Consider the following 20,373-nt stretch of genomic DNA (forward strand, 5'->3'; position numbering starts at 1 on the left):
TTTACCCCGAAAAGTCCGGCCATGCCCTTGTCCACGCAGGATGCCAACTCCCAACTCGATTCCCGCCGCCGCCGCGCCAAATTTCGGGCGTGGCACCGCGGCATGAAGGAAATGGACCTGCTGCTCGGCCAGTATGCCGACGCGCATGTCGCCACGATGGGCGCGGATGACCTCGACACGTTCGAATCGCTTCTCGAAGTCCTCGATCGCGATCTCTTCAAATGGTTCACGGGCGAGGGGCCCGTTCCCGCCGAGCAGGACACGCCGTTGTTTCGCGCGATCTGCGCCCATCACGGGATCACGCGGGCATGAGCGGCAAAGCGGGCAAATCCTGGATCGGCGTACCCGATATCCCGGCCGATGCCGGGCGTGTCGTGTTCTCCGGCGTTGCCGCGGGCGCGGAACCGTTCGTCGTCAACGCGCTTGCCGGCAAGGCGGCGGCGCAAGGCGGGCCGCTGATCTATGTTGCACGCGACGGCTCGGGGCTCGCCGACTGGGCGCAGGTCTTCGCATTCATCGCGCCGGACATCGAGATCATCGACTTTCCCGCCTGGGACTGCCTGCCATATGACCGCGTGTCGCCCGGATCGGATGTCTCCGCGCGCCGGCTTGCGGCAATGAACCGCCTCGCCGCGTTGCGGCGGAACCCGGCGCCGGCCGTTATTCTGACCACGGTCAACGCCGTCCTCCAGCGCATGCCCCGCGCAGAAGACATTTCGGCCGAGACGATCATCGCGAAACCCGGCCAGAACATTCGCATGGACGACATATCCGCGACACTGGCGTCAGCGGGGTTCGAGCGTGTTCCGACCGTTCGCGAGGTCGGCGAATATGCCGTGCGCGGCGGGATACTCGATATCTTCGCGCCGGGAACGCCGGAAGCCATCCGGCTGGACTTTTTCGGCGACACGCTGGAGACCGTTCGCGCCTTCGATCCAGCAACGCAACGGACCACGGAACAGAGAAACGAGTTCGTGCTGCAGCCGGCCAGCGAGATTTCGCTGACGGCAGACAGCGTCGCCCGCTTCCGCCAGGGCTATCTCTCGACATTCGGCGCACCGACCCGCGATGACGCGCTCTATGCCTCGATCACCAGCCAGCAGCGTTTCGCGGGCATGGAACACTGGTTGCCGCTCTTCCACAAGGAATTGACGACAATCTTCGAGTGCCTGCCGGATGCGCCCGTTCTCATGGAGCACCTGACGCGTGAGGCATTGTCCGAGCGTCGCACCATGATCGAGGATCATTACGATGCGCGCATGGGGCAATCCGAGGGCGTGCTGGGCGGTGACGGCGTTCCCTACAAGCCGCTTCCGCCGGACGCGCTCTACCTGACGCCCGACGAAGTCCTCGAACGCGCGCGAACCCGCCTGACGGTGGACCTGTCGCCATTCGGCGTACCCGAAATGTCGGATGTCGCGGTCTTCGATCTGGGCATTGCCGCCGGACGCAATTTCTCTCTCGAACGTGCCGAGAAAGATACCAACGTCTTCGAGATGGCCGCGCGCCATATCGCCGGGCTGCGCGCCGACAAGAAGAAGGTGTTTCTCGCCGGCTGGAGCGAAGGATCGCTGGCCCGCCTGATCCAGATTCTCGAGGAACACTCGCTCGGCGGGATCGAAACCGTCAGCGGCGCGGGCGTCGCGATGGCGCTCAACCGGACGAAGATACCGGCTGCAGTGCTGTCCATCGAACATGGTTTCCAGACAGCCGATTTCGCGCTTGTCGCGGAACAGGACATTCTCGGCGACCGGCTGGTCCGCCATCGCCGCAAGCGCAAGGCATCCGACTTCATCTCCGAGGCATCGGCGCTCGCTGCCGGCGATATCGTCGTCCATGTCGACCATGGAATCGGCAAGTTCGTCGGACTGCGGACCATCGAGGCCGTCGGGGCACCGCATGACTGCCTGGAGATCGTCTATGCGGACGAGGGCCGGCTGTTTCTCCCGGTCGAGAATATCGAACTGCTGTCTCGTTACGGCTCGGACGCGAGCGGGGCCGTGCTCGACCGGCTCGGTGGCGGCGCATGGCAGGCGCGCAAGGCGAAGCTGAAGAAGCGCCTGCTCGACATGGCGGACCAGCTGATAAAGATCGCTGCCGCACGCGAGACGCGAACCGCTCCCGCACTGCGCCCGCCCGAAGGGCTCTATGACGAGTTCGCGGCGCGTTTTCCCTATGACGAGACCGAGGACCAGCTTTCGGCGATCGACGCCGTCGTGGGCGATCTTGTCGCCGGGCGGCCGATGGACCGGCTGGTGTGCGGCGATGTCGGCTTCGGCAAGACGGAAGTTGCCATTCGTGCGGCCTTCATTGCCGCGCTGAACGGGTTGCAGGTCGCCGTCGTGGTCCCGACCACCTTGCTGGCCCGCCAGCATTTCCGCTCCTTTTCCGAGCGGTTCCGCGGCCTGCCGATCAATATCGCGCATGCGTCTCGCCTTGCCGGCCCGAAGGCCCTGAACGAGGCGAAGAAAGGTATCGCGGATGGCAGCGTCGATATCGTCGTCGGAACGCATGCGCTGCTGAGCCAGAGCATCGGATTCAAGAATCTCGGACTGCTGATCATCGACGAAGAGCAGCATTTCGGCGTCAAGCACAAGGAACGGCTCAAGGAGCTGAAATCCGACGTGCACGTGCTGACGCTGACCGCGACACCGATCCCGCGCACGCTGCAACTGGCGCTGACCGGCGTTCGCGAATTGTCGCTCATTTCCACGCCGCCGGTGGACCGCCTCGCGGTGCGGACGTTCGTCTCGCCTTTCGATCCGCTGGTGATCCGCGAAACCCTGCTGCGCGAGCGCTATCGCGGCGGACAGAGCTTCTATGTGTGTCCGAGAATTTCGGACCTTGCCGAGGTGAAGGCGTTCCTTGACGAACACGTGCCGGAACTGAAGGTCGCCGTCGCGCACGGCCAGATGGCGCCGGGTGAGCTCGACGACACGATGAACGCCTTCTACGACGGCAGTTATGACGTGCTGCTGTCGACCACCATCGTCGAATCCGGGCTCGACATCCCGACTGCCAACACCATGGTCGTCCACCGCGCCGACATGTTCGGTCTCGCCCAGCTCTACCAGATACGAGGCCGCGTCGGCCGGTCCAAGCTGCGCGCCTATGCGCTGCTTACCTTGCCCGCAAACAAGATGCTCACCAAGACGGCCGAACGCCGGCTGAAGGTACTGCAGTCGCTCGATTCGCTCGGCGCAGGCTTCCAGCTCGCCAGTCACGATCTGGACATTCGCGGTGGCGGAAACCTCCTCGGAGAGGAACAGTCCGGTCATATCAAGGAGGTCGGCTTCGAGCTCTACCAGCAGATGCTGGAAGAAGCGGTGCTGGAGATGAAGGGCGAGGCCGTGGACGACCATGGCCAGTGGTCGCCGCAGATCGCGGTCGGCACCTCCGTCATGATCCCGGAGAGCTATGTCGGCGACCTGCAACTGCGCCTGTCGCTCTATCGCAGGCTGGGGGAACTGGAAGAAGTGTCCGACATCGATTCATTCGGCGCGGAACTGGCCGACCGTTTCGGCCCGCTGCCCGAGGAAGTCGAGCACCTGCTCAAGGTCGTCTACATCAAGGCGCTGTGCCGCAAGGCGAATATCGAGAAGCTCGACGCCGGACCGAAGGGCGCTGTCATCCAGTTCCGCAACAAGGAGTTTGCCGATCCGGCGGGCCTCATCGGCTATATCGGCGAACAAGGCTCGCTTGCGAAGATACGGCCCGACCAGTCGCTCCTGTTCACACGGGATTGGCCGACGCCGGCGAAACGCCTGACAGGCAGCGCCGTGCTCGCGACCAAGCTGGCCAAGCTCGCCGATGCGGCAAACGCCAAGCCGGCGTAAATATTCAGCGCAAAAGAAAACGGGGCCTCGCGGCCCCGTCATGCATCTCGGATCTTTGCGGCAGGATCAGTTGCCCTGCTTGGCCTTTTCCTGCTCTTCGAGAAGGCGCTTCTGGAAGTCTTCCCGGCGCTTTTCGATCGCTTCCTGCAACTGCTGCTGGCGGCTTTCGACTTCCGACTGCTTCAGCGGCTCGCCGTCGAAAGCGTTGGTGAAACCGCTAAGCGAAATCTTGATCGGGTTCGGCTGGTTGCGGAAGTTGATCGAAGTCAGCGACATCTCGCCGCCCTTCTTCAGCGAAGCGACCAGCGCCTCGGTGAGGGGAGCCTCGGCGATGCAACGATCGGGCAGGCACATCGCATAGTCGATCTTCTGGGCCTGGCCGCCGTCGATCTGCATGCCGATGCCAGCCGGGATGATGCGGCCGGTGGGCACGGCGATCTGGAAGATGGCGCGGTTCACCTTGCCGGTGATCTGGATCAGGTTCACGGCGGTAAGCAACTGGCCGGTATTGGCCGTGCGGATGTTCTGCACGTTGCAGATATCGTTGTCTTCCTGCTTGCTGCAGACCTTGAACCAGCCCTGAGGGGCCTGCTGCTGTGCCGAAGCGCTGGAAACGAAACCTGCGGCGGCAATGCCGGCGGAGATCATGATGGCAATGGATTTGCTGAAACTGGTGCGCATGAAGCTGCGTCCTCTTTGCGGTGCATAATTCGATAGGGCGAACCGGTGGTATTCAATTGCGGCTACACCATGACGTGCCCGATTTCGCGGTGTGATACACACGCACCGGCGGCAATTCCAGCCCCGCGCCGCATTTCCTTTCAATTTCCCTGCTTATGCTGAATTTGCGACGAGCCCGTGATAGGTTTCGATTCTGCGATCGGCACACGATGGAGGACATTGAATGCGGTTTCATATCAGGAAGAGCATCGGCGCGGCCGTAGCACTCGCGCTTGCCTTTGCAACGGGCGCGCAGGCCGAGCCCTCCCATGGCGTCGCCATGCACGGCGAACCCGCTCTGCCATCCGATTACACGCATTTCCCTTATGCCAATCCCGACGCGCCGAAGGGCGGCTCGGTCAAATACGGTGTTCGCGGCACATTCGACAGTCTCAACCCCTTCGTCCTTTCAAGCATGCGAACGACCGCACGCGGCATCTGGGATCCCGAATTCGGCAATCTGGTTTTCGAATCATTGATGCTGCGTTCGCGCGACGAGCCCTTCACCATGTACGGCCTGATCGCCGAAACGGTCGATATGGACGAGGAACGCACATGGGCCGAGTTCTCGATCAACCCCGACGCCAAGTGGTCGGACGGCGTTCCGATAACGCCCGAAGACGTGATCTTTACCTATGAAATCCTGACCGAGAAGGGACGTCCTCCCTACAATCGCAGGATGAACAATATCGACAAGATCGAGAAAACCGGCGACCTCAAGGTCAAATTCACCTTCAACGAGAACGCCGACCGCGAATTTCCGCTGCTTGTCATGCTGACACCCGTGCTTCCCAAGCACGCGACGAATGTCGAGACGTTCGAACAATCGACACTGACGCCGCCGGTGGGCAGCGGTCCCTATCTGGTCGACAGTATCGAGCCGGGAACGCGCATTACCTACAAGCGCAATCCCGACTACTGGGCAAAGGATATCCCGTCGAAGCGCGGCTTCGACAACTACGATAGCGTCACGGTGGAGTATTTCCGCGACCAGACGGCGCTGTTCGAGGCCTTCAAGAAGGGGGTCTTCGACATTTACCCCGAAAGCGATCCGGTAAAATGGGAAACAGCCTATGACTTCCCGGCCGTCGAGGACGGACGGATCAAGAAGGCGTCCTTCGTATCGAACCGGCCGGAATCCATGCTCGGTTTCTTCTTCAACACGCGCCGCGAGCAGTTCGCCGATCCCAAGGTCCGCGAAGCGCTGGCGATGCTGTTCGACTTCGAGTGGGTGAACAAGAACCTCTTCGGCGATCGTTACACGAGAACCGGTTCCTACTGGCAGAATTCCGATGAATTGTCCGCGCTCGGCCGTCCAGCCGACGAACGCGAAAAGGCGCTGCTCGAACCCTATCCCGACGCTGTGCTGCCCGAGGTCATGGACGGAACCTATACGCCGGTCGAAACCGACGGGTCCGGCCGCGACCGCTCCGTCATGCGTGCGGCGCTCGAGAAACTGGGCGAGGCCGGATACGCCATATCCGACGGCAAATTGATGAAGGACGGCAAACAGCTTTCCTTCGAGATCATGACGTCGAATCTGGACGAGGAGAAAATGGCGCTCGCCTACAAGCGCACCGCCGATACGCTCGGAATCGATGTTTCGGTGAGAACCGTCGATGACGCACAGTTTCAGAAACGCCGCCAGACCTACGACTACGACATGACCGCCGCCTCGCTGTCCTCGTCGCTTTCGCCGGGCGCGGAACAGATCTGGCGCTGGGGGTCGCGTTCACGCGATGTCGAGGGAACGTTCAACTATGCCGGCGCATCCGATCCGGCAATCGACGCAATGATCGATGCGCTGGTCAACGCCCGCGAACGCGAGGATTTCGCAGCCGCCGTGCGGGCTTTGGACCGGATACTCATTTCCGGTCACTACGTGATCCCGCTCTATCATATTCGCGAATCCTGGGTCGCTCATTGGGCGCACATCAAATACCCGGAGAAAACGCCGCTCTACGGATACCAACTTCCGGTCTGGTGGTCAGAGAAGTGACTCGTATCGCGATCGATATCGTTTCCGACGTGATGTGCCCATGGTGCTATATCGGAAAGAAACGGTTCGAACAGGCTCTCGAAACGCTTGATCCCGATATCGAGGTCGGCGTCACGTGGCGTCCGTTCCAGCTCGATCCGACCCTGCCGCCCGAGGGCAAGGATCGGGATACCTATCTCGCGGAAAAGTTCGGCGGGATCGAGCGCGCCCGCCAGCTCTATGGCAATATCGAACAGGCCGGGCAGGGCGTGGGGATTCCTTTCCGGTTCGACTCCATCGCGGTATCGCCGAACACGCTGGACGCCCATCGGCTGATCCGCTGGGCGCAGACTGCGGGCGACGGCGTGCAGGGCCGCGTCGTGGAAAGACTGTTCGAACTGTATTTTCTCGAAGGCGCGAATATCGGCGATCATGCCGTGCTGATCGAGGTCGCGCGCGAATGCGGCATGGATACCCCGATTGTGGAAACGCTGCTGGCGTCGGATTCCGACCGGGAGGCCGTGACGCGTGAAATCGCGCTCGCCCAGCAGATGGGCGTCACGGGCGTACCTTGCTTCATTTTGCAGAACAAATACGCGATCATGGGCGCGCAGGATCCAAAGACCATCGCCGACGCCATCCGGCAACTGGCGGCCGAAACAGAGCCGGCCGCCGGTTAGTCTTTAATGTTCCAGCCCGGCGCGGATCGCATAACGCCGGTCGTCGGAAAGCCAGTCGAACACCTCCGGGACCTGAGGGTGACGAACGGGCTCGCCGGATTCGTCCGGCAGCAGGTTCTGCTCCGAAACATAGGCGACATATTCCGTGTCCGCGTTCTCGGCGAACAGGTGATAGAACGGCTGGTCCTTGCGCGGGCGCAATTCCTCCGGGATGGATTCATACCATTCCTCGGTATTGGCGAATTCGGGATCGACGTCGAAAATCACGCCCCGAAAGGGGTACATGCGGTGACGCACGAGCTCCCCGATCGCGTAGCGCGCAGTGACCGTTTTTGCAGAATGTTTTTCCATGCCTATGATTTGTGCTGTATTGCCCGAAAATTCAAGGGTTTGAAATCCGGATCGCATGGCTTGACCAAGGGGAAATGCGCCAATAGGTGCAGAGGTTCGACGCCGCGCGGGGAAGGGGACAGTGGCTAACGTCATCGGCCTGGTACTGCCGTTTTTCGGCCTGATCCTTCTGGGGTTCGTCACCGCGCGGATCACCCGTCAGCCCCTCGACGCGCTCGGATGGATGAACACGTTCATCATCTATGTCGCGCTTCCCGCATTGTTCTTCAATCTGCTGTCGCGCACGCCCGTCGAGCAATTGGCACAATGGCGTTTTGTGCTCGGCGCGACCTTCGGGACCTATATCGTTTTCTCGCTGATGTTCGTGATCGCGGTGCTGCGCTCCGGCGGCGATGTCGCCGAAAGCACGGTCAAGGCGCTCGCGGCCGCCTACGGCAATATCGGCTATATGGGACCCGGATTGGCCCTTCTGGCGTTCGGTGAGGACGCGGTCGTTCCGGTGGCGCTTGTGTTCTGTTTCGACAACACGCTGCATTTCGTGATGGCGCCGCTGATGATGGCTCTGTCCGGCCGCGATGCGAGCCACCAGTCGCCGCTGCAACTGGCGTTCGGCGTGGTGAAGCGCGTGTTCACTCACCCTTTCATCCTGTCGACGATTGTCGGTGTCGGTGCGGCGGTCGTCTCGTTCCAGCCCCCGGCCGCGATACAGACGCTGCTGAACTATCTCGCCAATGCCGCCGCGCCCTGCGCGCTCTTCGCGATGGGCGTGACCCTGGCGCTACGGCCGTTGCGGCGCGTACCTTCGGACATGGTCTTCATCGTCGCGATCAAGCTCGCGGTCCATCCGATTATCGTCTACCTGCTGCTGAGCTGGATCGGTAATTTCCCGCCGATCTGGGTCTATTCCGGCGTGTTGCTCGCCGCGCTGCCGACGGCAACGAATGTCTTCGTGATCGCGCAGCAATACGGCGTGTGGGTCGAGCGCGCCTCCGCCTCGGTCCTGATAACCACCACCGCCTCGGTCGCGACCGTGACGGCGCTGCTGTTTGCTATGACGAATGGCTGGCTTCCGCCCGATCTCTTTCCCTGAGACGTTTGCCGCGCTCGAATAGGCTGCGCAAACCGTAGCCCGGCGCCATGCCTTCGCGCATGACGATGTTGCGCAAGGGCGGGATCGCCGCGATCGCGCCAAGTCCGACGGCGCGCGCCAACTGCACCGGGAGAAACCCGGTCAGGAGGGATCGGTTGAGAAGATCGACCGTGCCGGTCCGCGTCGTCACGTCAGCACGCCGCATCCGGTCGTAGCGTCCCGTGACGCCGGACGAACCCGGATCGACCCCGGCGCTTTGGAGGCATTTGCCGAGATCGTCGATGTCCCGCAGCGAGAGATTGAGGCCCTGTGCGCCGATCGGCGGGAAGATGTGCGCCGTCTGGCCGACAAGAACGAGCCGTTCTGCGCCGAAGCGATGTGCGATCATGCCGGACAGAGGCCAGCACTGCGGCTTCGAGACGTCGCTGACCTTGCCGAGCATCGACTGCATGCGCGTCTCGATCATCCCGGCGAGTATATCGCCATCGAGGGAGGCGAGGCGCTCCGCCTCATCGGGCTGCACCACCCAGACAAGGCTGGAATGTTTGCCCGACATCGGCACCTGCGCGAACGGCCCGGTTTCCGTATGGAATTCACTCGACGTGAAGCCGTGATCGCGTGTGTGCGCGAATGTCAGGACAACGGCCGTTTGCGGATAGCTCCACTTGCGCGTGCCAATCGATGCGCTTTCGCGCAGGATGGAGTTTACGCCATCGGCGGCAACGACCAGCTTCGCGTTGACCGTCTCGCCGTTTGCAAGCGAAACGGTCGCCCCGTCCGGCCCGTAGGCCGCGGAGCTCGCCATGGAATCGATCTGCCGAATCGCCGGCACATCCTCGATAACGGCCGACAGCGCGGCGTTCAGCGCGCGATTGACGATATTGTATCCGAATGCCGGCTCGTCGATTTCATGCGCCCGGAAAGTCACGGTCGGCGCGCGCACGAGGCGATGCGATCCATCGAGAATGCGCATCGTCTTCATCGGCGTGGCGTCGTTTTCCAGATTTGGCCAGGCGCCCATGTCTTTCAGAAGATCGATCCCCGGCATCATCAACGCGGTCGTGCGATCGTCGCTCTCGATGAAAGTGCCGGAAGGCGCAACGAGAACGACCGAATAACCGAACTTCGCGGACTGCAAAGCCGCCGCCATGCCTGCCGGTCCGCCACCGACGACAACGATATCGCACTCGATCATGGGCTTTTCCTTTCGGGTATACAGATGAGAGTCATGTGGCGGAGGTCTGCGCGTGTGTCCAGTGTCAAGCGCGATTTCGCCCGAGACCAATTGATGCACCGCACGCACGATCCGAATTCAAATTATGGAAATCCCGGAAAAACAACGGGATTCGATCTTTTCGCATTTGCTTGCTTCGCCGGAATGCGCTTAGTTTCGAATTGCAAGATTTTATCAGCGGGTAAAATGTATTGACGGATGCCGGGGGCAAGAAGGTCGCGTCGGAAACTCTCCTGAAAGTGGAGGGTATCACCAAGATTTTCGGTACGCTCAAGGCCAATGACGGCGTCGATTTCGATATCGTACCCGGTGAAATCCACGCTTTGCTCGGAGAAAACGGGGCCGGCAAATCGACGTTGGTCAAGATGCTGTTCGGATCCTTGCAACCCGACGGCGGCACGATCTACTGGCGCGACAGCGCGGTTTCCATCACCAACCCGATGCAGGCGAGGGCGCTCGGCATCGGCATGGTGTTCCAGCATTTCTCGCTGTTCGAATCCCTGAGCGCCGCCGAGAACATCGCGCTGTCTCTGGGCGGTGACGTCACCTTGTCGAAAATCGCGGCGGAAGCGACGCGTGTCTCGCACGAATACGGGCTTCCGATTCATCCCGACAGGCTGGTTGGCGAATTGTCGGTCGGCGAACGCCAGCGAATCGAGATCGTGCGCTGCCTCCTGCAGCAACCAGAACTGATCATTCTCGACGAACCGACCTCCGTGCTCACACCCCAGGAAGCCGAGAAACTGTTCGCGACGCTCGACAAGCTGCGCGCGGAGGGCAAGTCGATCCTCTACATCTCGCACCGTCTCGAGGAGGTGCAGCGCATCTGCGACCGCGCCACCGTCCTGCGCCACGGCAAGGTGGTCGGGCACTGCAATCCGCGAGACGAGACCGCCAAGAGCCTTGCCGCGATGATGGTAGGCGAGGACATCCACAGTATCGAGCGAAGCGAAATTTCGGCAGGCCCGAGCAGTGAAGAGCCGGTCATGGTGATCGACGGGCTGAGTCAGCCGGCAAGCAGTCCATTCTCCGTTCCCTTGTCCGGCATCACGCTGTCGGTCCGGCCGGGCGAAGTCGTCGGCATCGCCGGGATCGCCGGAAACGGCCAATCCGAATTCTTCGAGGCGATCAGCGGCGAAAGGCTGCAGGACAAGGGCAGCCGTGTCATGATCCGCGGCAATGAAGCCGGACGCCTTGGCCCGAGCGGCCGTCGCCGGATCGGCGCGGCATTCTCGCCGGAGGAACGTCTTGGTCACGGCGCCGTGCCCAGCTTCTCGCTCTCGGAAAACCTGCTGCTCAGCCGGCACGCATCCGACCGGAAGGCCTATATCGGCCCGCTTGGGACGATCCGCCGCGGCGCGCTGACCAAGACGCTGGAACGCATCGTCAAAGCGCTCGATGTGCGAAAATCCGGCTATGATCCGGCGGCCAGTTCATTGTCTGGCGGCAATCTGCAGAAGGTCATTCTCGGGCGGGAGTTCGACCGGTCCCCGGCCTTGCTGATCGCGAACCAGCCAACCTGGGGCGTCGATGCGGGCGCCGCGGCGCGCATTCGCCAGGAAATCATCGACCTCGCGCGCAACGGGGCCGGCGTTCTGGTGATCAGCCAGGACCTCGACGAATTGCTCGAAATCGCCGACCGCATCGCCGTGATGTCCGATGGCGAATTGTCGGAAACCGTACCCGCGGAGACGGTGACGCGTGAGACGCTGGGGCTGATGATGGGCGGGGCGACACCCGAGAAACACCACGAGGAGCGGGTCGCGACGATGGAGGCGGGGCAAGAGTAATGCGTATCGAACTCGTGCGACGCCCCAATCCTTCGGCACTCTACAGCGCCCTGTCGCCGCTGCTCGCGTTGGCGATCACCGCCGCGCTCGGCGCGGTCATGTTCGCGCTTCTCGGCAAAGCGCCGCATCTGGCGCTCTATTCCTATTTCATCGAGCCCCTGACCGAGGTGTGGTCGATCCACGAATTGCTGATCAAGGCCGCGCCTCTGATCCTGATCGCGGTGGGCCTGTCGGTCTGCTTCCTGTCGAACAATTGGAATATCGGTGCGGAAGGTCAGTTCATCATGGGCGCGATCGCCGGGTCGGCCTTGCCGATCCTGGCGCCGGATTTTCAGGGACCGCTGGTCCTGCCGGCAATGCTGATCATGGGCATGCTCGGCGGCATGGCCTATGCGGCGATCCCGGCCGTGCTCAAGGCCCGTTTCAACACCAACGAAATCCTTTCGAGCCTGATGCTCGTTTACGTGGCGCAGCTTTTCCTCGACTGGCTGGTGCGCGGTCCGTGGCGCAACCCGGAAGGCTTCAACTTCCCGGAGAGCCGGAATTTCCACGCCGATGCCATCCTGCCGGAAATCATGTCTTCGTCCGGGCGCGCGCATTACGGCTTCGTTTTCGCGATCATCGCCGCGCTCGTCGTGTGGTTCACGCTCAACCGGACACTGAAGGGCTTCGAGATCCGTGTTCTGGGGCAGAGCCCGCGCGCCGGACGTTTCGCCGGATTTTCCTATACCACGACGGTCATCACCACCTTCCTGATCGCCGGCGCACTCGCCGGTCTTGCAGGCATCAGCGAGGTCTCGGGCGCGATCGGCCAGCTGCGGCCGGTGATTTCGCCCGGATATGGCTTCACCGCGATCATCGTCGCGTTTCTCGGCCGGCTCAACCCGCTGGGCATCGTGGCGGCCGGTCTCGTGCTCGCCCTGTCCTATCTCGGCGGCGAGGCGGCGCAGATCACGCTTGGCGTTTCCAACAAGGTGTCGAACGTGTTCCAGGGCATCCTGCTATTCAGCGTGCTGGCCTGCGACACGCTGATCCACTACCGGATCCGCATCGCCGGACCGGCAAGGGCGGAATAGGGAAGGGCGATCATGTCGTTTGAAATGGCCGAAGCGATCCTCCTGACCATCGCAACCGCAGCGACCCCGCTGTTGATTGCGGCGCTTGGTGAACTCGTCGTCGAACGCTCCGGCGTGCTCAATCTCGGTGTCGAGGGCATGATGGTCATGGGCGCCGTGACGGGTTTCGCCGCCGCGCAGCTGTCCGGCTCGCCATGGATCGGTGTGCTGGCCGCGATCGTGGCGGGCGCGGTTTTCTCGATGCTGTTCGCGTTTCTGACGCTGAGCCTTGCGACCAATCAGGTCGCGACCGGCCTGTCGCTGACCATTCTCGGGCTCGGCCTGTCCGGCATGATCGGAGAATCCTTCATCGGAACGCCGGGTCTGAAGCTTCAGTCCTGGGTGATCCCGGGCCTTTCGGAGATACCGCTGGTCGGCAAATTCCTGTTCGCGCAGGATCCGATCTTCTACATATCGATCCTCCTGACGATATGCGTCTGGTGGTTCATATTCCGGACGCGAGCAGGACTGACCTTGCGCGCAGTCGGCGACAGCCATGGTTCCGCGCACGCGCTCGGCATTCGCGTCATTCGCATCCGATATCTCGCCGTGCTGTTCGGCGGCGCATGCGCCGGCCTTGCCGGAGGCCAGCTGTCGCTGGTCTACACGCCACAATGGGTAGAGAACATGACTGCGGGGCGCGGCTGGATTGCGCTGGCTCTCGTCGTCTTCGCGTCATGGTTGCCATGGCGGGTCGTCGCGGGGGCCTATCTCTTCGGCGCGGTCACCATCGCCCAGTTCCACGCCCAGGCGCAGGGAATCGCCATTCCCTCGCAGTTCCTCTCGGCATTGCCCTATCTCGCGACCATCGTCGTTCTTGTCTTGATTTCCTCTAACAGGCGGATGACGATGCGCAACACGCCGGCATCGCTCGGCAAGCCGTTCGTGCCCGAACGGTAGGAATTCAGGCGGGATAAACACGGCACCAGAACCGTACCGATTCATTCCACGCGTAAACAGGAAGGCATCTCTATGCGTAACACAACCAAACTCATGCTCGCCGCCGTCGCCTCTTTTGGCATGGCCGCGCAGGCCCAGGCGGCCGATGTGAAGGCATGTTTCATCTATGTCGGCCCGATCGGCGACTTCGGCTGGTCATACCAGCACGACCAGGGCCGGCTTGAGCTCGAGGAAGCGCTCGGCGACAAGGTCGAAACCGCCTATCTCGAAAGCGTGCCGGAAGGCGCTGACGCGGAACGTGCGATCGAGCGTTTTGCCCGCTCCGGCTGCAACATCATCTTCACGACGTCCTTCGGCTACATGGACGCGACCAACAAGGTCGCGGCCAAGTTCCCGGACGTGAAGTTCGAACACGCCACTGGCTACAAGCGCGAGACGCCGAATGTCTCGACCTATAACTCCAAGTTCTACCAGGGTCGTTATGTTCAGGGGCAGATCGCCGCGAAGATGTCGGAAGCCGGCGTGGCGGGCTACATCGGGTCCTTCCCGATCCCCGAAGTCGTGCGCGGCATCAACTCCTTCATGCTCGGCGCACAGTCGGTCAATCCGGACTTCGCCGTGAAGGTGGTCTGGGCCAACACCTGGTTCGATCCGGGCAAGGAAGCCGACGCCGCCAAGGCGCTGATCGACCAGGGCGTTGATATCATCACCCAGCACACCGACTCGACAGCACCGATGCAGGTTGCGGCCGAGCGTGGCATCAAGGCCTTCGGCCAGGCGTCCGACATGATCAATTTTGGTCCTGAAACCCAGTTGACGGCGATCGTCGACGATTGGGGTCCATACTATATCGAACGCGTCCAGGCGCTTCTGGACGGCACCTACGAGTCGGTCGATGTCTGGCACGGCATGGCTGACGGCAACGTCGTCATGGCGCCCTATGCCAACATGCCCGACGATGTGAAGGCGATGGCCGAAGAGACCGAAGCCGCGATCACCAGTGGCGAACTGGAGCCCTTCACCGGTCCGATCACCAAGCAGGATGGCTCGGAATGGCTGGCCGAAGGCGAACAGGCCGATATCGGCACGCTTCTCGGCCTCAACTTCTACGTTGCCGGTGTCGACGACCAGCTGCCGCAATAAGCGGTTCTTTGAAGAGCATAGGGAAAGGCGCCTTCGGGCGCCTTTTTCATTCGGCCGCGGCCGGTAGCGCGGTCTGGCCACGCGTGGTTCCCGCAAAGGCCAAAACCGCGAAATGGACGAAAAGAGAGGCAAGGACGACTGGCGCAACGGCGATCTTGAGCGACGTCAGCCAGAGCATCACGACAGGCGAAAGAAAGGCGAAAGCCAGCAGGGATTTCAGCCACGGCGCGAAACCGTGGCGCATGCCGAGGGCCGCCGCATATGCGATGGCCGGCGCCAGAACGAACAGGTCATAGTTGAGGCCGAACGGGGTCGCGAGCAACGCGCCTGTCAGGAGAAGGGCCGCGCGAAACGCGAACGCCACGGCATTTCGCGGCCGCCACGCCCAGACAACCACGCAAGCGACCGCGACCGATACGCACGCCTGAACCGCCATCGCCGGCACATGTGCCAAACCGCCGACGCGAAGCATCGCATAGGTGGAGATCATCTTGCTCCACTCGACATATCCATTGCTCAGCGTCGCCATCGCGTCGGCACCCTGGGCGATAAACAACGCCCATGTGTTCACGCCGAAAAGCAGCGCCGATAAAGCGGCGACGGCGAGCGTCATTGCAATTGCCGAAAAGATCGTACGCCAATAGCCGCCGGCAAGAAGCGCAAGCGGGATCAGAAGTCCCAGCTGCGGCTTGAAGGTCAAAAGGCCGAACAGGATACCGGCGATGATGGGGCGTCGGTCGAGTAACAGCAGCGCGCCCCCAAACAGCGCCGCGGACAGGAAGGCATTCTGGCCATGCGCGACTGTCAGAAATGTCGCGGGAAAGGCCAGGACGAGAAGCACGACCTCCGGCCGTCGCCCGGCAATCGCCGTGATGACCCACACCGCGGCGAGCAACCCCAAACCCAACCACGCCGCCAGCGCCGCGTAGTAGGGCAGCAAACCGAACGGCAGGACATAGGCGAGGTAATGCGGCGGATAGAAGAAGGCGTAGAAATTTCCGTCGCCGAATATCGCATCCTGTGCCCGCGCAAAATCGGCGGCCAGATACGGAACCTCCGGACGACCCAACAGCGCTTCTCGCGCGGCGACCCAGAAGCTGACGAAATCCGAGCCGAATGGAGAGCCATTGGGCAGAACACCGCCATGGGCGAACAGGACATAAGCGGTCGCGATGATCGAGACGCTGACGATTACCAGCGGATAGACCCGAAGCCGGTCCTGCTGCAGCCAGTCGCCCGAGCGTAAGCTGTCAAGAATGCGCGCCATGTTCGCTCCGTTCCATGGCGCGCAATTCTAGTCTGCCGTGTTTTAAGCGAGGTTAACCCTCTCAGGCTGCCGAAAGCACGTGACCGGACGGGCTCGGTTCGCCGTTCAGGGTCTTCGAAGCTTCGAAAAGCCGTCTCTGCTCATCCGCCCAGGCCTTGATGTCGTATTTGCGGATCGTCTTGCGCAATGCCTGCATGCGCTGCCGCTTCTCGGTCTCCGACATCGACAGAGCCTGGTCGATCGCCGAGTCCATCGACTTGTGCGAGAACGGATTGGTGACGACCGCAGCCGCCATTTCGACCGCCGCACCCGCGAATTCCGACAGGACGAGAACGCCGTCCTCATCGGTGCGCGCAGCCACGAACTCCTTGGCCACGATGTTCATGCCGTCGGCGAGCGGCGTGATCCAGGCGATATCCGCCGCCCGGTAGTAGGCGGTCAGGTGCTTGAACGGAATGGCCGTGGAGATAAGGGCCAGCGGCTGCCACTCCAGCGATCCGAAGCGGCCGTTGATGCGGCCGGCAATCTGCTCGATCTCGCCCTGGATTTCGCCATAGGCGGTCATTGCGCGGTTGGCGCTGACCGAGACATGCATCAGCCGGACCTTGCCGCGCAATTCGGGACGCCGTTCCAGAAGACGTTCGTAGGTCTCGAGCTGTTCGATCCCGCCTTTGGTGTAGTCGGTGCGCGATACCGAAACGATCAGCTTGGTATCGCCAATCTCGCGACGTATCCGCTCGACCTTCTTTTCCGTTTCCCGGCTTTCGGCCTGTTCGCCGATATAATCGACATCGACACCGACCGGGCAGGCGCTGACGAGCAGTTTCCGGCCATTATGCGAGATTTCGGTCGGAACCGAGCGCTCGACCAGCGCCGTACCGTCAGAAATCAGTTCGTCGGGCACGTGCTCGCGCTTTGTGACATCCACCTCGAAAAGCGACCGCGCGACCTGCACGAAATTCGACGAGTAGCGCGGAATATGGAAGCCGACGACATCGCACGACAGCAGGCTGCCGACGATTTCCTTGCGCCACGGCAACACGTTGAAAATGTCCGGGGCCGGGAAGGGCGTGTGGTGGAAGAACGAGATGCGCACATCGGGCCGCAACTGGCGCAGGTAACCCGGCACCAGCCACAAATTGTAGTCGTGGATCCAGACCACCGCGCCCGGATTGGCTTCGGCCGCGGCCGCCTCCGCGAACGCCCAGTTCACTTCCCTGAACGTCGGCCAGTCGACCGGGTCGTAATTGTACTTCTCCTTGAAGGAGTGAAGGATCGGCCAGAACGCCTCTTTCGACGTGACGTGATAGAAGCTCGACACCTGCTGCGCCGTCAGCGGAAGCCGGGAAACGGTGTAGTCTCCGAAGCTGTCGCTGATTTCGATCGTGCGCTCGAATTCAGGATTGGCGGGGTCCTCCGCTTCCTTCCAGGCGATCCACGCGCCCTTGTCGACATATCCGAAGAAGCTCTTCAGCGTCGGAACGATACCGTTGGGGCTCTTGTTTTCGCGGAACACCGTTTTTCCGTCTTCGACCGCCTCCTCATAGGGCTGGCGGTGGTAAACGATGACGAGATCAGAGGCCATTATTCTTGTCCTTTCGGTATCGGGTGGAAATCGAGCGCCTCAATGGCTTCGAGTATTCCGCCTGCGCCGATGGCGGATGCTGTGTAGACGTGATCGAGGTCGGAGACTTTGGCGAGCAGCGCATCTTCCGCGCCGCCGACAGCGACAGCGGGAAGCCCGCAGGAAAGCATCGACAGGTCGTTCAACGTATCGCCCGCGGCCAGGACCCGTTTTTCGCCGATATCGAGATGGTTGATCAGTCGGCGCAGGGAAGGGCCTTTGCTGACCCCTTTCGGCAACACGTCGAAATAGCGGTTGTCGGAGATGAGGTGATCGAGATTCAGCGCGGCGACCATCGCCTCGGCGAGCGAGTCGTAGTTCTCGGCATCGAGGTCGTAGCTCACCCGGTATCGAAACGACGTCGGCTGCAACTGCAGCCCCGGATGATCCTTGAGGATCTCGCGAACCTTGTCTCCGCTGTTGTTCCAGCGGCTGGCGATATCCTCCTCCAGAGGCTTGATCGGCGAAATGCCGCGGGCGGGCGTGACCTCGGCGATCGTCGTGCCGACATCGCCGATCACGTAGTCCGGCCACGGCACACCGCGTTCGTCGCAGAGTTCCGCAATGAATTCGGGATCGCGTCCGGTCACGAAGATCAGGCCGAATGTCGGCCGGTTTTCTTCGATCAGGTCATAGAGCAACCGCCGGTCTTCCTCGGTTCCGCCGAGAAAAGTACCGTCGAGATCGGTCGCCAGGACGAACTCCCTCTCGGACAGGTCCGGCAGCTCGATACGTTCATGTCTGGTCATGCCGCGGGCTCCTTGAAACGTCCGACGGAATTGGGCTGAAGCGGGTGGTCGATGGTGATCTCCAAAGCCTTGGGCTCGGCCATGATCGGCTGCGCCCAGAGATCCGCGAATGTCTCGCGAAGCCCGGCGCCTTCATGCAGCACCCGGTGAACGGCCTCGCAGATCGGCATGGACACGCCGATGCGACGTGCAAGATCCATCACCGATACGGAGTTGATTTCGCCCTCAACGACAACCGGACGCCCCTCGAAACAGTCTTCGCGTTCAATGCCCTGGCCAAGCTGGATGCCGAGCGACATGTTTCGCGATGTCTGGCTCGAACAGGTCAGGGTCAGATCGCCGGCGCCCGAAAGCCCGGTGACGGTCTCGCGACGACCGCCCAGCGCTTCAGCGAGCGTCTTCATCTCGTCCATGCCGCGCGCGATCAGCGCCGCACGCGTGTTCTCGGCAAAGCCCGCGCCGGTCATCATGCCACACGCAATCGCGATCACATTCTTGACCGCACCGCCGATTTCGACGCCGATCAGGTCGTCGGAGATGTAGGGGCGGAACGCTTCGGAGGTCAGCGAAACGGCGAAGCGCGCAGCCGTGCTGTCGCGCGGGCTGATCCTGTCTTCATGCGAGAAGGGAAACGCCACCGTCACCGCCGTTGGGTAAGCCATGGCGGTTTCGTGGGCGAATGTCGGGCCGGAGATCGCTCCGACCGGGTGACGCGGCAATTCTTCCGCCGCGACGTCCGCGAGCAACCGTCCAGTCCCGGTTTCGATGCCCTTTGCGCACAGCGCGACCGGAACACCATCCTTGAGATGCGGCGCCATGGCGCGGCAGATGCGGCGGATCGTGCGCGACGGCGTCACGATCATGACCGCGTCGGCGTCGGCCAGCGCCTCTCCCATATCCGTCGTCGCGCGGATTCCTTCCGGAAGCGCGATGTTCGGCAGGTATTTTTCGTTGAGGGCTGTGTCGTTGATCGTGGTGCAGAGATCGGCATCACGCGCCCACATCGTCACGTTGCGGCCCGCACGCTTTGCGACCGCCGCAAGAGCAGTTCCCCACGCGCCGCCGCCGATGACGGCGATGGTGTGATAGGGGCGTGTTTCGTCGATGACGGACTGTCTGTCGTCCAGAGGTATGGTCATGTTGTTCCGTTCGGATCGGGTTCGAATAGACAGGGCGGACAATTCGATTTCGGCCCTGATCGCGCGGCTGTATCAGAGTGATTTGCCAGGCGGGCGCGGCGCGGGTATTTCGCCGGAGAGACCCGGACCGGTTGGGGTCGGGTGATAGCCAAATGAAATTGTGCAGTGCACACTCATACCCTTAGACATAACTTGCTCATCAATAATATCAACCGCTTGGGCCGAAAAACGTTCCCTGTGTGCCGGTGATTCTCCGCGAACTGCTTGAAGCCACATGGGAATTGCGACTTGACGATTGTCATCGCCGAATAGGCTGCATGACGACTAAATCCGGAATCCTGCATCCAAAAGGAGGAATCCATGATTCGGCACCTGACCGTCCTGCTTGTCGGAATTGCCCTTATTTCGCCCGCCAAGGCCGACGACGCGGTAACGCGCGGAGAGGCCGTGGTCGAGCAATGGTGCCGTTTGTGTCATCTGCGCGCCTCGGACACGCCCGATCCGGTAATGGCGCCGCGTTTCGAGGACATCGTCCGCCGCCAGGGACGCGATGAGGCGTATTTCACGCAGTTCCTGAACGAGGACCACTTTCCGATGACGACATACAGGCTTTTCGACAACGAGAAAGCGGATGTCGTCGCGTGGCTTATGGCACTGCAAGAAGAGCAACGCTGACCAAGCCGGTAATTGCTCCGCCCAATGACGAAAGGCGCGGCATGGCCTTGATGTCAGTCAATGCGGACCACTTCGCCTGCTG

General features: G+C 61.9%; 17 protein-coding genes. 10 read left to right on the forward strand and 7 right to left on the reverse strand.

The annotated features are described in order from the left end of the window. Nucleotides 1-21: 21 nt before the first annotated feature. Together LC343_RS13845 and mfd are read left to right on the forward strand one after the other, a co-directional pair. On the forward strand, nucleotides 22-312 hold the full coding sequence (locus LC343_RS13845) for an FAD assembly factor SdhE (RefSeq protein ID WP_223478089.1): 291 nt from the start codon (nucleotides 22-24) through the stop codon (nucleotides 310-312). Beyond that, on the forward strand, nucleotides 309-3,836 hold the full coding sequence (mfd, locus tag LC343_RS13850) for a transcription-repair coupling factor (RefSeq protein ID WP_223477746.1): 3,528 nt from the start codon (nucleotides 309-311) through the stop codon (nucleotides 3,834-3,836). The genes LC343_RS13845 and mfd overlap by 4 nt, the downstream gene beginning before the upstream one ends. Nucleotides 3,837-3,902: 66 nt before the next feature. Here the strand turns inward: mfd and LC343_RS13855 are convergent, their stop codons facing one another. Next, the gene (locus tag LC343_RS13855) at nucleotides 3,903-4,517 is read right to left on the reverse strand and encodes an invasion associated locus B family protein (RefSeq protein ID WP_223477747.1); all 615 of its coding nucleotides are present in this window, start codon (nucleotides 4,515-4,517) and stop codon (nucleotides 3,903-3,905) included. 223 nt (nucleotides 4,518-4,740) lie between these two features. Here LC343_RS13855 and LC343_RS13860 point away from each other — a divergent pair, with 223 nt between their 5' ends. After that, on the forward strand, nucleotides 4,741-6,555 hold the full coding sequence (locus LC343_RS13860; protein ID WP_428982555.1) for an extracellular solute-binding protein: 1,815 nt from the start codon (nucleotides 4,741-4,743) through the stop codon (nucleotides 6,553-6,555). After that, a complete protein-coding gene (locus LC343_RS13865; RefSeq protein WP_223477748.1) occupies nucleotides 6,552-7,214 on the forward strand; it encodes a DsbA family oxidoreductase in 663 nt (220 codons plus the stop codon). Before LC343_RS13860 ends, LC343_RS13865 begins: the two co-directional genes overlap by 4 nt. A 3-nt stretch (nucleotides 7,215-7,217) precedes the next feature. Here the strand turns inward: LC343_RS13865 and hspQ are convergent, their stop codons facing one another. After that, the gene (gene hspQ, locus LC343_RS13870) at nucleotides 7,218-7,565 is read right to left on the reverse strand and encodes a heat shock protein HspQ (RefSeq protein ID WP_223477749.1); all 348 of its coding nucleotides are present in this window, start codon (nucleotides 7,563-7,565) and stop codon (nucleotides 7,218-7,220) included. Nucleotides 7,566-7,686: 121 nt separating this feature from the next. Between hspQ and LC343_RS13875 the strand changes: the two genes are divergently transcribed. After that, nucleotides 7,687-8,655, forward strand: coding sequence for an AEC family transporter (locus LC343_RS13875; RefSeq protein ID WP_223477750.1), 969 nt, complete (start codon nucleotides 7,687-7,689; stop codon nucleotides 8,653-8,655). On the opposite strand, the gene LC343_RS13880 is transcribed toward LC343_RS13875, so the two are convergent. Continuing rightward, the gene (locus tag LC343_RS13880) at nucleotides 8,615-9,850 is read right to left on the reverse strand and encodes a UbiH/UbiF family hydroxylase (protein ID WP_223477751.1); all 1,236 of its coding nucleotides are present in this window, start codon (nucleotides 9,848-9,850) and stop codon (nucleotides 8,615-8,617) included. The genes LC343_RS13875 and LC343_RS13880 overlap by 41 nt on opposite strands. A gap of 230 nt (nucleotides 9,851-10,080) precedes the next feature. On the opposite strand from LC343_RS13880, the gene LC343_RS13885 reads away from it, so the two are divergent. From LC343_RS13885 to LC343_RS13900, 4 genes are all read left to right on the forward strand, one after another. After that, nucleotides 10,081-11,679: an ABC transporter ATP-binding protein gene (locus LC343_RS13885; RefSeq protein ID WP_223477752.1), complete on the forward strand. Its 1,599-nt coding sequence runs from the start codon at nucleotides 10,081-10,083 to the stop codon at nucleotides 11,677-11,679. Further along, the gene (locus tag LC343_RS13890; RefSeq protein ID WP_223477753.1) at nucleotides 11,679-12,755 is read left to right on the forward strand and encodes an ABC transporter permease; all 1,077 of its coding nucleotides are present in this window, start codon (nucleotides 11,679-11,681) and stop codon (nucleotides 12,753-12,755) included. The genes LC343_RS13885 and LC343_RS13890 overlap by 1 nt, the downstream gene beginning before the upstream one ends. A 12-nt stretch (nucleotides 12,756-12,767) precedes the next feature. Next, nucleotides 12,768-13,694: an ABC transporter permease gene (locus LC343_RS13895; protein WP_223477754.1), complete on the forward strand. Its 927-nt coding sequence runs from the start codon at nucleotides 12,768-12,770 to the stop codon at nucleotides 13,692-13,694. A gap of 72 nt (nucleotides 13,695-13,766) precedes the next feature. Further along, nucleotides 13,767-14,837, forward strand: a complete 1,071-nt coding sequence (locus LC343_RS13900; protein ID WP_428982556.1) for a BMP family ABC transporter substrate-binding protein — start codon at nucleotides 13,767-13,769, stop codon at nucleotides 14,835-14,837. 46 nt (nucleotides 14,838-14,883) lie between these two features. Here LC343_RS13900 and LC343_RS13905 read toward each other — a convergent pair whose 3' ends face one another. The 4 genes from LC343_RS13905 to LC343_RS13920 form a co-directional block, all read right to left on the reverse strand. Next, nucleotides 14,884-16,104 (reverse strand): glycosyltransferase family 87 protein, encoded by a 1,221-nt coding sequence (locus LC343_RS13905; protein ID WP_223477755.1) that lies wholly within the window; start codon nucleotides 16,102-16,104, stop codon nucleotides 14,884-14,886. 61 nt (nucleotides 16,105-16,165) lie between these two features. After that, nucleotides 16,166-17,689, reverse strand: coding sequence for a glucosylglycerol-phosphate synthase (gene ggpS / locus LC343_RS13910; RefSeq protein ID WP_223477756.1), 1,524 nt, complete (start codon nucleotides 17,687-17,689; stop codon nucleotides 16,166-16,168). Continuing rightward, nucleotides 17,689-18,477 (reverse strand): HAD-IIB family hydrolase, encoded by a 789-nt coding sequence (locus LC343_RS13915; RefSeq protein WP_223477757.1) that lies wholly within the window; start codon nucleotides 18,475-18,477, stop codon nucleotides 17,689-17,691. The genes ggpS and LC343_RS13915 overlap by 1 nt, the downstream gene beginning before the upstream one ends. Continuing rightward, a complete protein-coding gene (locus tag LC343_RS13920; RefSeq protein ID WP_223477758.1) occupies nucleotides 18,474-19,616 on the reverse strand; it encodes an NAD(P)H-dependent glycerol-3-phosphate dehydrogenase in 1,143 nt (380 codons plus the stop codon). Before LC343_RS13920 ends, LC343_RS13915 begins: the two co-directional genes overlap by 4 nt. A 360-nt stretch (nucleotides 19,617-19,976) precedes the next feature. On the opposite strand from LC343_RS13920, the gene LC343_RS13925 reads away from it, so the two are divergent. Beyond that, a complete protein-coding gene (locus tag LC343_RS13925) occupies nucleotides 19,977-20,291 on the forward strand; it encodes a c-type cytochrome (protein WP_223477759.1) in 315 nt (104 codons plus the stop codon). Nucleotides 20,292-20,373: the final 82 nt, after the last annotated feature.

This window comes from Oricola indica (assembly GCF_019966595.1).
Taxonomy (GTDB): domain Bacteria; phylum Pseudomonadota; class Alphaproteobacteria; order Rhizobiales; family Rhizobiaceae; genus Oricola; species Oricola indica.